Origin of the sequence: Comamonas sp. C11, assembly GCF_024496285.1 — a bacterium.
Lineage (GTDB): Bacteria > Pseudomonadota > Gammaproteobacteria > Burkholderiales > Burkholderiaceae_C > Comamonas > Comamonas testosteroni_F.
Genome location: NZ_CP101743.1, coordinates 2,687,972 through 2,701,398, shown reverse-complemented (window position 1 = coordinate 2,701,398; position 13,427 = coordinate 2,687,972). Strand labels below are relative to the sequence as shown.

Below are 13,427 nucleotides of genomic sequence, written 5' to 3'. Positions count from 1 at the left end.
GCATGCGACAAAAAGGATGCAACAGCCATGGTCGATACCACCAGCACTTCAGCCCCTGAATCCGCTCCTGCACATTCGCGCCTGACACGTCACTGGCTGCGCTGGGCAGCCCTTGCGATGGCGCTGCTGCTGGCTTTGATTCTGGCGGCGGCACTGCTGATTGCCTTCATGGACTGGAACGGGCTCAGGCCATGGATCAATGAAAAAGTCAGCACTTCCACGGGCCGCGAATTCGCCATCAATGGCGATCTGCAGCTGCAGTGGACCTGGCCACAGCCTCTCGATACGGGCTGGCGCCAATGGGTGCCCGGCGTGGTGGTGCGCGCCAGCGATCTGACACTTTCGCAGCCCCAGGGCTGGCTGGTTCAACAGGCGCCTGAAAAAGCCGATGACAAGCAGCCGGTATTGCCTGCGACGCCCAAGGAACTCAACACCGGTCGCCTGCCCGGACAAGGCCAGACAGCGAACGAGAAAAAAACGGCCGCAGATGACGACGACGCCATAGCCGATGCTGGCCGGCAACCGCCCGAGCGCAATGCCCGCACCATGATCACCGCTGCGAATGCCACGGCCAGCCTGCGCCTTTGGCCGCTATTGGCCCGCCATGTGCAGCTCGACTCCTTGCTGCTGCAGGCTCCGAATATGGTGCTGGCCCGCAATGACAAGGGCGAGAACAACTGGACGTTTGACAAACCCACCAGCAGCGGCCCCAAGTGGAGCTTTGACATAGGCCAGTTGCGCATCAGCGATGGTGTGCTGGGTTGGTCCGACGCCATCAGGAACATGGCCGTGCGCGCCCGTATCGACACGCTGCGCAGGCCGGTCAGCGCTGACCAGCCTTATGGCATGCGCTACGGCTTCACTGGCTATCTGCATCAGGGCAAGACCCGCGCGCAGATTCAGGGCCAGGGTCTGGCCGGGCAGGTACTTGATCTGCGCCAGGACAGGCTGCGCTTTCCACTGCGCATCTCGGCCAAGGTCGGTAGCCTGCAAGCCTTCGCTGAGGGGTTTCTCGACAACCCCAAGACCTTGGACGGACTGGACTTTCAAGTGAAGGTTCTCGGCAAGAGCATGGCCGACCTGTTTGAGCTCACCGGCCTGCTGCTGCCCGCCACGCCCCCGTTCGAGACCAGCGGCCACCTGATCGGCAGCCTTCAGCCAGGCAAGGCCGTCTGGCAGTACGAAAAATTTCAGGGCAGGCTGGGACAGAGCGATCTGAGCGGCGATCTCCAGTACCGCTCGGCCCTGCCTAGGCCCAAGCTGACAGCGCAGTTGAGCTCCAAACAACTGCGACTGGTGGATCTGGGTCCGGTCATCGGCGCAGTCCCGTCCGGCAGCCCCGACAAGCCCCAGCCCGTCAATGGCAAGGTACTGCCTCAGGTCCGGTTCCAGACCGAGAACTGGGACAAGATGGATCTCGATCTGCGCTATGAAAGCAGCCATATCCTGCGGCCCGAAGCTCTGCCCCTGCAAAACCTCAGCGTGCATGCGCTGCTGGACAACGGCAAGCTCACTCTGTCGCCGCTGAAGTTCGGCCTCGCCGAAGGTACGCTGAATATCGACGCCCACGTGGACAGCCATGCCAAGCCGGTAGCTGCCAACCTCAATGGACAGGTGCAGTCGCTCAAGCTCTCCGCGCTGTTTCCCAAGATCGAAAAGATGAAGAAAAGCCTGGGCCAGCTCGATGGCGCAGTCGCCCTCACCGGGCAAGGCGAGTCACTGGCACAGTGGCTGGGCACAGGCAACGGCTCGCTGCGCCTGTATGTGCGCGATGGCACTTTCAGCGCGCAACTGCTGGACCTGGCAGGCCTGAACGTCGGCTCCATCGTCATCGCCAAGCTGTTTGGCAGCGACAAGGAAGTGCAACTGCGCTGTGCCGTGGCCGACCTCAATGTGCAACAAGGCATTGCCCGCCCGCGCATGGCCAAGCTGGCCACGGCTGAAGCCGTTGTTGAAGCTGCGGGCGAGATCAATCTGGCACAGGAGCAGCTCGTTCTGCGCATCGTCCCCGAATCGCTGAAGTGGAAGTTCTTCTCGCTGCGCACGCCGCTGTATGTGCGTGGCAGCTTCGCCAAGCCCGATGCGGGCCTGGAGCCTGGCCCCTTGGCAGCCCGTGCCGGGGCTGCAGTAGCTGCAGCAGTTTTTGCACCAGCAGCACTGGCACTGGTGCCGCTGACCGTGCCTGCGGCAGAAGACGATGTGAACTGCAAGCAATTGCTGACCCAGGTACGCAATCGCTAAGACGGGCAAGCAGCTGACAACCCGATCTCGGCATCGAGTCCTAGCCCACTGCAAAGAAGACAAGCAGCCAATCGGACGAAATATGGCGGAAGTGCTCCGCACCATATTTCATGCCTCGGAGATCATCAAAGCAGAAGCGCCCGCAGCAGGCCTTTCAGCCTGGACTGCGGCAGCGTCACGGAATCAGACGCTCTTGAGCCGGAAGACGCTGACCATCCGTGACAGATCACTGGTCTGCTGCTGCATGGATTGGGCTGCAGCGGTGGACTCTTCCACGAGGGCGGCATTCTGCTGGGTCACCAGATCCATCTCGGCCACCGCGCGGTTGATTTGCTCGATGCCGCTGGTCTGCTCATGGCTGGCGGCAGTGATCTCGCCCATGATGTCCGTCACGCGCTGCACGCTGCTGACGATTTCATCCATGGTCTGGCCAGCCTGACTGACCTGCGCGCTGCCCTCCTCCACCTTGGTGACCGAAGCCTGAATCAGCTGCTTGATTTCCTTGGCCGCTTCAGCGCTGCGACCGGCCAGGGAGCGCACTTCCGATGCCACGACGGCAAAGCCACGGCCTTGCTCGCCGGCACGGGCCGCTTCCACGGCGGCGTTCAGCGCCAGGATATTGGTCTGAAAGGCAATGCTGTCGATCACGCCGATGATGTCGGAAATCTTGCGCGAAGACTGGCTGATGGCCCCCATGGTTTCCACCACCTGTGACACCACCATGCCGCCCTTGACGGCCACATCAGAGGCCGACAGCGCCAGCCGATTGGCCTGACCGGCGTTATCGGCATTTTGCTTGACGGTAGAAGTCAGCTGCTCCATGGATGCAGCCGTCTGCTGCAAGGAACTGGCCTGCTCTTCCGTGCGCGCAGACAGGTCATGGTTGCCCGCCGCAATCTGGCCGGATGCCGTGGCAATGCTGTCCGTTCCCTGACGCACCTGCCCCACCAGCCTATCCAGGCTGGTGTTCATATCGTGCAAGGCCTGCATGAGCTGCCCGGTTTCATCGCGGCTGTTCACCTGGATCTGGGCCGTCAGGTCACCATCGGCCACGCGACGGGCCACGCCGACCGCATGCTTGAGCGGAGCGGTGATGCCTTGCGTCAGACGCCAGGCGCTGACGGTGCCGATGGCCAGGGCCAACAAGGCCAGGACCAGGAAATATGTCTTGCTGCTGCTTTCGATCTGCTCCACCTCTGCCGCCTTGGCGTCGAGGCTGGCGCGCTGCAGGTTCAGCAGCTCTGCGAGCAGCTTCAGATAGCCCTGGGCGGCCGGCACATAGCTGTTGATCAGCGTGGACTCAGCCTCTTCGGCCATGCCGTCGGCCTTGAGCTGACTGACCTTGTCGCGGCTGGCAAGATAGGTCTTGCGCACCTGCATGATCCTGTCCAGGATCTCGCGCTCCGCAGGCTCGGAGATCAGGGGCTCTATCTGCTTGAGCACATTGGCCGTGCTCTTGGTGGTAGCAGCCGCATCCGCCGCCAGAAACTGCACCAGACTTGCGTCGCTGCTCTTGGCGATGGCCGTGGTGCGTGCCACGGCCACGCTGACATTGCTGTTCCAGTCGCTGATCAAGCGCTCCTTGGTCAACGGCTCCTGCATCATCTGCTGCGTGGCCTTGCCCACCGAGTGCAACTGCCAGATGCCGATAACCGTGATCGCCACGGCAAATGCCAACACCACTGCGAACCCCAGGCCCAGTCGGGCACCAATGTTCAGCTTGGTCAATCTCATCGCTTCATCCATTCCATATCAAAGTAAATAGCCGGCAAAGCGGCCACTCCGATACATGAAATGGGCCAATCCGCAAAGCCGCTTGCCGCTTGCCGCTTGCCGCTTGCCGCTTGCCGCTTGCCGCTTGCCGCTTGCCGCGTCACTCGCTTAGCGCAAATCGCAACACAATGTAGTGCGCATTATCAAGGGTTTGCACCACTACATGGAGCGACTTGACACCTGAACGCCGCCAGCCTTGGATCACGGCCTCGCCAAATGACCCAAAGGCGCGAAATGCACCCTTGGATATGTCTGCTGCTCGAGCCGCTCAGGAGAGCCTGCTGACTCACGAGAAACGGGGTGCCCGTTTCTCGATAAAGGCCGTCACAGCTTCACGATGATCTGCCGTTTTATGGGCAATCGCCTGATAGCCGGCCGATATTTCCAGCAGCGAGGCCAGCGTGGCGTTCTGGCCCTCGCGCAGCAGACGCTTGGTCATGCGCATCACCCCGCCTGGATTGGCAGCAATCTTGAGCGCCAATACCCTGGCGGCCGGCAGCAGCTCATCCGCAGGCACCACCTGACTCACGAGACCGCAGGCCAAGGCCTGGGCAGCGCTGATCGCCTCTCCCGTGAAAGCCATTTCGCTGGCCTTGGACATCCCCACCACGCGCGGCAGCAACCAGGCCCCGCCATCACCGGGAACAATGCCCACACGAACAAAGCTCTCCGCAAAAGTGGCATTCTCCGACGCAATCCGGATATCGCACATGCAGCTCAAATCCAGACCCGCGCCGATGGCCGGGCCGTTGACGGCACAGATCACGGGAACATCCAGCTGGTAGAGGGCATTCGGAATTTGCTGAATTCCCTGACGGTATTCCTCGCGAATCATGTCGGGAGTGAGTGCGTCATCGAAATAGCGCCTCATGTCCTTGACATTGCCGCCGGAGCTGAAGATAGAGCCGGCGCCGGTCAGGATCAGCACCTTCACGCTGGCGTCCAGGCGCACATCTGCGCAGAGCTGCACGAATTCCGCCACCGCCGTATTGCCGGTCAGCGCATTGCGTGTCTCAGGCTGATTCATGGTGACGGTCAAGATACCGCCATTGCGTTCAATGTTCAGAAATGCCATGCTCCAGATCTCCGTAGTTGTTGAGCTGCTTCAAACCAGGGCCTCGACATCGGTGATCCGTCGAATCAGATCCAGTGTCATGCCCTCGTGCGACATCAGGGCCTGCCCTGCCAATGCCTGCCAATAGGCTTCGCTGCCGGCCGTCAGCCGCCATGCGTGCAATCTGCGGGTAAACAGCTGCAGGTCATATTCCTCGGTGAAGCCGATCGCGCCATGAATTGCATGCGCAAGCTCCGTGACAACCAAAGCCGCCTCGCTGCAGCGAGCCTTGGCAACGGCTACACGCAATCTGTCAGGCACGATGCCGTCACCGCTGCAACCGAGCTGAGCCGCCATGCGGGCGGCAAAAACATGCTCGCTCATGACTGCCAGCTGATGCTGGATCGCCTGGAACTTCCCGATAGCACGCCCAAACTGCTGACGCTCGTTCGCATATTGCAAGCTACGCTGGAACACGTCGCGCATGGCCCCCGCCATCTGCACAGCCACCACGGCGGCCTGCAGGCTCCGGGCATCGAATTGCGACCCGGGCCGGATGACGCCTGCGGCCCGCAACTGCTCCGGCGCCCAGGTCAACGACGCGTCAAGCACCAGAGCGTGCGGCGCAAGCCCAGCCTGAGACACGCTCAGCAGATGCCAGACCCCGGCTTCTGCTTGCACTTGAACCAGCACCGAGTCCGCGACTTGCCCGCCTCGCACCAGCGCGCAATGCACACCGCCATCGACCTGCACCGCTCCCTGCGCCAGCGCAATGCTGCCAGCCGGGCAGGCCATATCCGCCTGCGCCAGCATAGCCCGTGCCAGCATGGTCTCTCCCAGAGGCAGAGGCAGGGCGTGGGCTCCACATTGCTCCAGCACGCCAAATATCTCGCCCAGGCCCAGACCGGCACCGCCCTCTTCTTCGGCAAGCAAGGCATCGGCCAAGCCGGTTTCCTCCAACTGCTGCCATAGCCGGGCAACGGCCGCTGAGCGGCTGCCAGTGCTCTCGATCTCGCGAATCACCTGAGGGGTGCACCAGTCTGCCAGCACCCTGCGCGCAGCATCTGCAAACAAATCGTTATTGCTCATGAACTTGTCTCCGATCAGCGCAAACCCAGGCCGCGGGCGATCATGCCGCGCAGAATGTCACGCGTGCCACCGCGCAAGGAAAACGAGGGAGAAGCTTCGGTGACGTACTTGAGCGTCAGCAACAACTCCACCGGCACATCCTCGACCGGCCGGGCAAACAGCTCCTCGGCAATCGCCGCCGGGATCATCTGCTCCAGTGTCGTGCCCAGCTCCTTGACCAGCGCAGCTTCGACAACAGGACTTGCTCCCTGGGTCAGCTTCTGCTGCACGGATACCGACATCGCGCGCAGCGGTGCCAGTTGCGTCAGCACCTTTCCCGCAAGCCGTATGCCCGACTCGGTGCGTCCCTGCGGCGTGCGTGCATACTGCAGCCATTGATCGAACAGCACGATGCTGGAGAACAGGCGCTCCGGGCCGCTGCGCTCGAAAGCAAGTTCTGCGGTAACCTGTTCCCAGCCCTGACCTTCGGCACCGATCAGCGCATCGGCAGACAGCTGCACATTCTCGAAAAAAACCTCGCAGAAATGGCTGTCACCCGATAGATCCTGGATGGGACGCACCATCACACCCGGCAATGTCAGGTCCACGATGACTTGCGACAAGCCCTTGTGACGGTCCTCGGCACTGCCGGAAGTCCGCACAAGAGCAATCATGTACTGGCAGTGATGCGCGTTGGTGGTCCAGATCTTCTGGCCATTGAGCAAGAAACCCCGCTCGTTGGGAACCGCTCTAGTCCTCACACCTGCCAGATCCGAACCTGCATTGGGCTCGCTCATGCCGATACAGAAAAACACCTCGCCCCGGCAAACTCTGGGAATGTAGAACTGCTTTTGCGCTTCCGTGCCGTATTTGAGGATCAGCGGCGCACTCTGACGGTCGGCAATCCAGTGCGAACCTACCGGCGCGCCGAAGTTCAGACACTCTTCCACCAGCACATAGCGGGCGAACGCGCTGCGCTCGCCTCCGCCATAAGCCTTGGGCAAGGTCATGCCGATCCAGCCCTTTTCACCGAGTTTGCGGCTGAGGGCCGGGTCATATCCGCTCCAGGATTTGGCACGGACATGCGCAGGAATGTCTTTGACCGCATCCTGCAGAAATGCACGCACCTCGGCGCGCAGTGCCTCCCCCTCCGGCGGGATGCCTGTCAGGCTCAGTCCATCGAGAATGGTCATAGTCTTGCTTTCTCTCAGTCCAGGGACACGCCTGTGCTTTTGACAACACCTGCCCAGCGCTTGATTTCGCTCTGGATGTATTCGCCGTAGGCCTTGGGCGTGGATCCCAGCGGCTCGGTGCCCTGCACGCGCAGCTTCTCCAGCACCCCGGGGTTCCTGAGTGCCTTCATCAGCTCGGCATTCAGGCGCTCCACAATCGCATCGGGCGTTTTGGCAGGCACCATCACGCCTTGCCAGGCTCCAGCCTCGAACCCGGTCATGCCGCTTTCGGCCAGCGTAGGCGCATTGGGGAAATTGGGAATCCGTCCGGCCGTGCTGACGGCCAGCAGCCGGAGCCTGCCGTCCTTGATGAAAGGCGCCACCGAATTGATGGTGTCGGTCATGAAATCGATCTGGCCTGCCACCAGGTCCACATCGGCAGGGGCGCTGCCTTTATAAGGCACATGACTTGCATCCATGTTGTAGTGCTGTACCACCTGAAAAGCCGCCAGATGCGTGACATTGCCGTTGCCCGCCGAGCCGTAGGAGAGCTTGCCTTTGTGGTCCTGCGCGTACTTCACGAGCTCCTGCACGGTGTTGGCAGGTACCTTGGGATTGACGACAAGTCCCAGCGGCACCACCGCCGTCAAGGCCACGGGACGCAGGTCCCTGGTCACGTCATAGCTCATCTTCTTGTAGAGCGACGAGCTAAGCGCAATCGAGGAGGTGTTGTAGAGCACGGTGTAGCCGTCGGCAGGCGCCTTGGCCACCAGCGCATTGCCGATATTGCCGTTGGCACCAGGCCGGTTGTCCACGATGACCGACTGCCCCAGCTGCTGGCCGACCTGCTGCGCCAGCACCCGTGCCACCATGTCCGTCGGACCGCCTGGCGGGAAAGGGACGATCAGCGTGATCGGCTTGCTGGGCCAGCTGTCCTGCGCCTGCGCCGCACCGCAAACGGCCAGCGCGGCAGCGGCCGACGCAGCAACGGCGAGCAGCGACGACCGACGTGAAAATCGATAACTCATCTTGTGTCTCCTGTAGTTTTCTCATCTCGGCGCGCAGAGAAGTGCACACCGGTGCAACGGCATCCGCAGCAGCGCGGACCTAAGCTCCACGGCCGGCCAGCAGACGTACGGCGGTATAGACCATCACCTGCTGGCGACGCTGGTTGTAGACCTCGATCCGCGAGCTCACTACCGCGCGACCGCCTTTGCTCGTTGGCTTGATGTCGATCACCTCGACCAGCGCCTCAATGGTGTCGCCCACCAGTACAGGAGCCAGAATCTTCTGGTGCAGCTCGAGCATGGCCAGGCCTGTGCCCTGGATCATGCTTTGGAGGATGAAGCCTTCGATCAAGGTATAGGTGAGTGCGCCCGGCACCGGGCGGCCCTGAATGGCGCCGCCGTCGTAGCCGTCTTCGATGAAGATCGCTTCGAGCATGCCCGTGGTGTTGATGAAGTTGACCAGATCGGTCTCGGTCACCGTACGGCAAAAGGTGCGCAGTTGCTGGCCTACGCGCAGGTCCTGCCAGACAAAACCCTGGCCCATGCGCGGCGTGTCTGCCAGCGTCGCGGCCCGGTTTTCAGTAGAAGAAATCAAATTGCTCACGCTCATTCTGTCTCCGCTTCATGCTATCTATTCAGGAGTCATTCGACTGCAAGGCCGCAATGCGCGCCTCGTCCCAGCCTGCCGCGCGCAGCAATTCCTGTGTGTGCTCGCCCAGGCGCGGGGGCATGCCTATGGGGGGCTGGGTACCGTTGATGCGCACGGATGAACGCGGAAACTTCACCACGCCCATTGCGGCGTCTTGCTTTTCCACAAAGAAGCCCGTGGCCTGCAGGTGCGGGTCATGGGGCAGATCGTCCATGCGCGCCACCGGCGCAGCAGGAATCTCCAGCTGTTCGCAGCTGGCCAGCCAATAGGCGGTGTCCTTTTGCGCCACGTAGCCGCTCATCGTCTCCAGCAGCTCGGCGATGTGGCGGGTGCGCATCGCCTGGGTGGCAAAACGCTGGTCCTGTGCCAGCTGGGGCTGACCGACGGCCGCAAAGAAACGGCGCCAGTGCGCATCGGTGTAAGGCATCAGGCAGACATGGCCGTCCAGTGTCCTGTAAGGCTTGCGCCAGGGCGCCATCACGCGCGGATAGCCCGCGCCACTCTGCGCGGGGGTGAAATGCATGCCGTAGAAATGCTCCACCAGGTTGAAGCCCGCCATGGTTTCGTACATGGGCACTTCCACATAACTGCCCTCGCCCCTGCGCTCGCGCTGGTAGAGCGCCGCCAACACCGCATGCGCGGCTACCAGAGCACAGGTCTTGTCGGCCGCAATCGTGGGCAGATAGCGGGCCTCGCCCGTCTGGCGCTGCATGAGATCGGCCAGGCCGCTCATGCCCTGGATTACGTCGTCATATGCAGGCTGCCCGGCATAGGGGCCGCCTTCGCCAAAACCGTGCAGGCCCACATAGATAAGGCGCGGGTATTGCTTGCGCAGGCTGTCCGGATCGAGTCCTAGCCTGGCCAGCTTTTGCGGGCGCATGCTGTGCATGAGCACATCGGCCCCCTGCAGCAGCGCATGCAGCGCGGCCTGCGCCTGCTCTTGTTTCAGGTCCAGCACCACACTTTTCTTGCTGCGGTTGGAGCCCATGAACATTGCCGCCATGCCAGGCTCCAGCGCCGGGCCGGTGTGGCGCGTGGAGTCGCCCTCCGGCGGCTCGATCTTGATCACCTCGGCGCCGTAGTCGGCCAGCACCTGGCTGGCCATGGGGCCGAAAATCACGCTGGAAAGGTCCAGCACCCGCACCCCTGACAAGGCCCCCTGGGCTTCGTCCTGGCCCGCGATGAGCGTGTGCTTTAACGACTCCTGGCTGTTCATCCCAATACTCCACTGTCGTGATAGGCCTGCATCTGCTGGACAGACAGGCCCAGATGGCGCTCCAGCAGCTCTTTTGTGTGCTGGCCCAGCTGAGGCGGTGCATGGCGGTACGTCACCGGTGTGTCCGACAAACGGATGGGACTGGCGACCAGCGGCACCTGGCCCGCCTTGGGGTGTGTCATGGCGATCTGCATGCCGCGAGCCCTGACCTGCGGATCCTCGAACACCTCACGCACCGTGTTGATGGGACCGCATGGCACGGCGTGCTGCTCCAGCAGCTGCACCCAGGCCCTGGTGCTGCGCGTGAGCGTCACACGGCGGATCATTTCCACAAGCTCGGCTCTATGGGCCAGCCGCGCCGCATTGCTCCGGAAGCGCTCGTCCTCGGCCCATTCGCTCCTGCCTGCCGCCTGGCAGAAACGGGCAAACTGACCGTCATTGCCCACGGCCAGGATCATGTGGCCGTCTTCGGTCGGGAATTCCTGATAGGGCACCGTGTTCGGATGCGCGTTGCCCATGCGCTGCGGCACCTGGTCCCCGTACAGATAGTTCATGCTCTGGTTGGCCAGACAGGCCACGCCGACATCGAGCAAAGCCAGATCTATGTGCTGGCCGCGCCCCGTATGCTCGCGGGCCTGCAGGGCCGCCAGAATCGCCGTGCTGGCGTAAAGTCCGGTGAGAATGTCGGTCAGCGCCACACCGACCTTCATGGGGCCGCCTCCGGGCTGGCCATCGGCATGGCCCGAAATGCTCATCAGCCCCCCCATGCCCTGGATCAGAAAGTCGTAGCCCGCACGATGTGCATAGGGACCGTCCTGGCCGAAGCCCGTGACCGAGCAGTAGACAAGGCGGGGATTCAGGGCACTGAGGCTCGCATAGTCAAGCCCGTACTGCGCCAGACCGCCAGTCTTGAAGTTTTCGATCAGCACATCGCATTGAGCGGCCAGCTGGCGCACGATCTCCTGACCTTCGCAGCGGGTGAAGTCCACCGCAATCGACTGCTTGTTGCGGTTGGTGCACATATAGTAGGCAGACTCCCCCGTCGGCAGGCCTTCGGGGTCGGCCACATAGGGCGGGCCCCAGGCACGGGTGTCGTCACCGCTGCCGGGTCTTTCCACCTTGATCACCTCGGCGCCCAGGTCGCCCAGGGTCTGTGCCGCCCACGGGCCCGCCAATACCCGCGAAAGATCGAGCACCTTGATGTGCTGCAGCGCCTGTGCCGGCTGGCTGTCATTGGCTTTCATTGCAGGGGAACCTTGGCCTTGACGACGATGCGCTTCCACAGCGCGATTTCGTTCTTCTGGAATTCATGCATCTGTGCCGGGCCGCCGGTCATGGGAATGGCCCCCAGACGCTCGTAGAAGGCACGGGTTTCATCCATCTTCGAGATGGCGGTGAAAAGCTCGGCGAGCCTGGCAGTCTCGGCGGCTGGTGTCTTGGCACTCACCATGGCTCCTACCCAGGTGTAGGCCTCGAATCCGGGCAGACCGGCCTCCGTGGCCGTGGGTATCTCAGGGGAGGTGCTCACCCGCTTGTCGGAGGCCACCGCCAGGATCTTGACACGCCCTCCCCGGGCCAGCTCCTGCACTGCCGTGACCTCCGCGAAGGTGTAGTCCACCGTCCCTGAAGCGACAGCCGTGGTGGTTTCCCCTGCGCCCTTGAACGGGACATGCACGGTTTCGATCCTGGCAGCGTCGTTGAGCAGCTCGCCCATAAGCTGATAGCCTGCCGAGCCGGCCCCGAAATTCACCTTCCCCGGGTTGGCCCTGGCATGGCTGATCAGGCCCTTCAGGTCGGAGTAGGCCGCTTGGGGCATGACGGCCAGCATGGCCGGCGAGCGCATCATCATGGTCAGCGGCGCAAAGTCCGTTAACGGATCGTAGGGCAGATGCCTGAACAGCGCCGCATTGACCGCCAGCGTCGAATTGCTGCCGATGAACACGGTATAGCCATCCGCGGGCGCAGACAGCACCTGCTTGACGGCGATGAAGCCGTTGGCTCCTGCCTTGTTTTCGACGACCACGGGCTGGCCGGTGAGTTCCTGAAGCTTGCGCCCGAAATAGCGTGCCGAGGTGTCGGTGCCGCTACCCGGACCAAAGGGCACGATGAGCTTGATCGGCTTGGAAGGGAAGGCCTGGGCCTGAGCCATGGAGGGCATGCCGGCGCCGAGCAGGCCGTAGCCCAGCAAGGCCGCCAGCAGGTATCTGCGTGCTTGCTTCAAGTTTGTCTCCTGATACGGAATTGCTGCCGTGCTTTTCTTGTGAGCTCACTTTAGGCAGACGCAAAATTAATGTCTAATATTAAAAATTTCATTTCTGATATCCATTGAATATCAATGAACCTGAAGCAACTGAACCAGTTCATCGCTCTGGCCGAAACCGGCAACTTCCACCGAGCCGCAGAGCAGTTGCATATGGCTCAGCCGCCGCTGTCCATCTCGATTCGCAAGCTGGAAGAGGAGCTGGGCAGCGCCCTGTTCGATCGCACCAGCACCGGCGTCGTGCTGACGCCTGCCGGCAAGGCCATGCTGGAGAGCGCACGCGCCACCCTGTTTCATGCCGAGCAATGTCGCCAGGCTGTGCGCGATACCAGGGAAGGCGTAGGCGGTCTGATACGGCTGGGCTTTGTCGGCTCGGCCACCTACGAACTGCTGCCGCGCCTGATCCCCTCGTTTCGCGACCGCTACCCCAAGGTGGGCCTGGAGTTCTATGAGGCGACCAGTGCCGAAATCCTGGAAGGGCTGACGACCCGGCGCTTTGATGCCGGCCTGCTTCGCTACCCTGTGCTGGAGCTTGACGAAGGCATTGAACTCACGCCGCTGGATCAGGACGAGTTCGTGCTGGCCGTCTCGGACAGCAGCCCCCTGGCGCAGCGCGATGCCATCGCTCTATCCGAGGCAGCACACGAACCTTTTGTGATGTATCCGCAGGACACGGTACCCAGCCTCGCCGCGCTGGCCAAGCTACGCTGCCAGCAATCGGGCTTCACCCCTCGCATCGCCCAGGAGGCCATGCAGGTGCAGACCATCATGAGCCTGGTGGCTTCCGGCCTGGGCGTGGGACTGGTCGCAGGCGTATCGCACCTCGTTCAGCCACGCGGCGTGAAATGCCTGTCCCTGCTGGACAACCCGCCCGGATTTCATGTGGGCATTGCACTGGTGCATTCGACCGCGCCGGGCAGCCGGGCCGTGGAAAAGCTCATTGAACATGCGCTGCAAAATGCCAAGCTGCCGGCAGCGTCCTGAAGC

At 62.4% G+C, this 13,427-nt stretch carries 11 protein-coding genes; 2 read left to right on the top strand and 9 right to left on the bottom strand.

Annotated features, from left to right (window positions below; translation table 11 throughout):
* The first annotated feature begins 27 nt into the window (after positions 1-27).
* Positions 28-2,241, top strand: a complete 2,214-nt coding sequence (locus NOX35_RS12340) for an AsmA family protein (protein ID WP_256496759.1) — start codon at positions 28-30, stop codon at positions 2,239-2,241.
* 183 nt (positions 2,242-2,424) lie between these two features.
* Here NOX35_RS12340 and NOX35_RS12335 read toward each other — a convergent pair whose 3' ends face one another.
* From NOX35_RS12335 to NOX35_RS12295, 9 genes are all read right to left on the bottom strand, one after another.
* Complete coding sequence (locus NOX35_RS12335; RefSeq protein ID WP_256496758.1) at positions 2,425-3,975, bottom strand: methyl-accepting chemotaxis protein; 1,551 nt, start codon at positions 3,973-3,975, stop codon at positions 2,425-2,427.
* Between the two features lie 325 nt (positions 3,976-4,300).
* A complete protein-coding gene (locus NOX35_RS12330) occupies positions 4,301-5,089 on the bottom strand; it encodes a crotonase/enoyl-CoA hydratase family protein (protein WP_182286948.1) in 789 nt (262 codons plus the stop codon).
* 30 nt (positions 5,090-5,119) lie between these two features.
* A complete protein-coding gene (locus NOX35_RS12325; RefSeq protein ID WP_256496757.1) occupies positions 5,120-6,157 on the bottom strand; it encodes an acyl-CoA dehydrogenase family protein in 1,038 nt (345 codons plus the stop codon).
* Between the two features lie 14 nt (positions 6,158-6,171).
* Positions 6,172-7,329 (bottom strand): acyl-CoA dehydrogenase family protein, encoded by a 1,158-nt coding sequence (locus NOX35_RS12320; RefSeq protein WP_182286946.1) that lies wholly within the window; start codon positions 7,327-7,329, stop codon positions 6,172-6,174.
* A gap of 14 nt (positions 7,330-7,343) precedes the next feature.
* The gene (locus tag NOX35_RS12315; RefSeq protein WP_256496756.1) at positions 7,344-8,336 is read right to left on the bottom strand and encodes a tripartite tricarboxylate transporter substrate binding protein; all 993 of its coding nucleotides are present in this window, start codon (positions 8,334-8,336) and stop codon (positions 7,344-7,346) included.
* A 79-nt stretch (positions 8,337-8,415) separates the two neighbouring features.
* Positions 8,416-8,925, bottom strand: a complete 510-nt coding sequence (locus NOX35_RS12310; RefSeq protein ID WP_256496755.1) for a MaoC family dehydratase — start codon at positions 8,923-8,925, stop codon at positions 8,416-8,418.
* A 25-nt stretch (positions 8,926-8,950) separates the two neighbouring features.
* The gene (locus NOX35_RS12305) at positions 8,951-10,180 is read right to left on the bottom strand and encodes a CaiB/BaiF CoA-transferase family protein (protein WP_256496754.1); all 1,230 of its coding nucleotides are present in this window, start codon (positions 10,178-10,180) and stop codon (positions 8,951-8,953) included.
* Positions 10,177-11,424, bottom strand: a complete 1,248-nt coding sequence (locus NOX35_RS12300; RefSeq protein WP_256496753.1) for a CaiB/BaiF CoA-transferase family protein — start codon at positions 11,422-11,424, stop codon at positions 10,177-10,179. The genes NOX35_RS12305 and NOX35_RS12300 overlap by 4 nt, the downstream gene beginning before the upstream one ends.
* Entirely contained in the window at positions 11,421-12,401 is a 981-nt protein-coding gene (locus NOX35_RS12295) for a tripartite tricarboxylate transporter substrate binding protein (RefSeq protein ID WP_182286941.1), read from the bottom strand. The genes NOX35_RS12300 and NOX35_RS12295 overlap by 4 nt, the downstream gene beginning before the upstream one ends.
* 114 nt (positions 12,402-12,515) lie before the next feature.
* On the opposite strand from NOX35_RS12295, the gene NOX35_RS12290 reads away from it, so the two are divergent.
* Entirely contained in the window at positions 12,516-13,424 is a 909-nt protein-coding gene (locus tag NOX35_RS12290; protein ID WP_256496752.1) for a LysR substrate-binding domain-containing protein, read from the top strand.
* Positions 13,425-13,427 lie beyond the last annotated feature (3 nt).

Excerpts from the sequence above, each read along its gene's own strand:
- NOX35_RS12335 (WP_256496758.1), bottom strand. The coding sequence starts at position 3,975 with ATGAGATTGACCAAGCTGAACATTGGTGCCCGACTGGGCCTGGGGTTC.
- NOX35_RS12300 (WP_256496753.1), bottom strand. The coding sequence starts at position 11,424 with ATGAAAGCCAATGACAGCCAGCCGGCACAGGCGCTGCAGCACATCAAG.
- NOX35_RS12330 (WP_182286948.1), bottom strand. The coding sequence starts at position 5,089 with ATGGCATTTCTGAACATTGAACGCAATGGCGGTATCTTGACCGTCACC.
- NOX35_RS12325 (WP_256496757.1), bottom strand. The coding sequence starts at position 6,157 with ATGAGCAATAACGATTTGTTTGCAGATGCTGCGCGCAGGGTGCTGGCA.
- NOX35_RS12310 (WP_256496755.1), bottom strand. The coding sequence starts at position 8,925 with ATGAGCGTGAGCAATTTGATTTCTTCTACTGAAAACCGGGCCGCGACG.
- NOX35_RS12340 (WP_256496759.1), top strand. The coding sequence starts at position 28 with ATGGTCGATACCACCAGCACTTCAGCCCCTGAATCCGCTCCTGCACAT.
- NOX35_RS12315 (WP_256496756.1), bottom strand. The coding sequence starts at position 8,336 with ATGAGTTATCGATTTTCACGTCGGTCGTCGCTGCTCGCCGTTGCTGCG.
- NOX35_RS12320 (WP_182286946.1), bottom strand. The coding sequence starts at position 7,329 with ATGACCATTCTCGATGGACTGAGCCTGACAGGCATCCCGCCGGAGGGG.
- NOX35_RS12305 (WP_256496754.1), bottom strand. The coding sequence starts at position 10,180 with ATGAACAGCCAGGAGTCGTTAAAGCACACGCTCATCGCGGGCCAGGAC.
- NOX35_RS12290 (WP_256496752.1), top strand. The coding sequence starts at position 12,516 with ATGAACCTGAAGCAACTGAACCAGTTCATCGCTCTGGCCGAAACCGGC.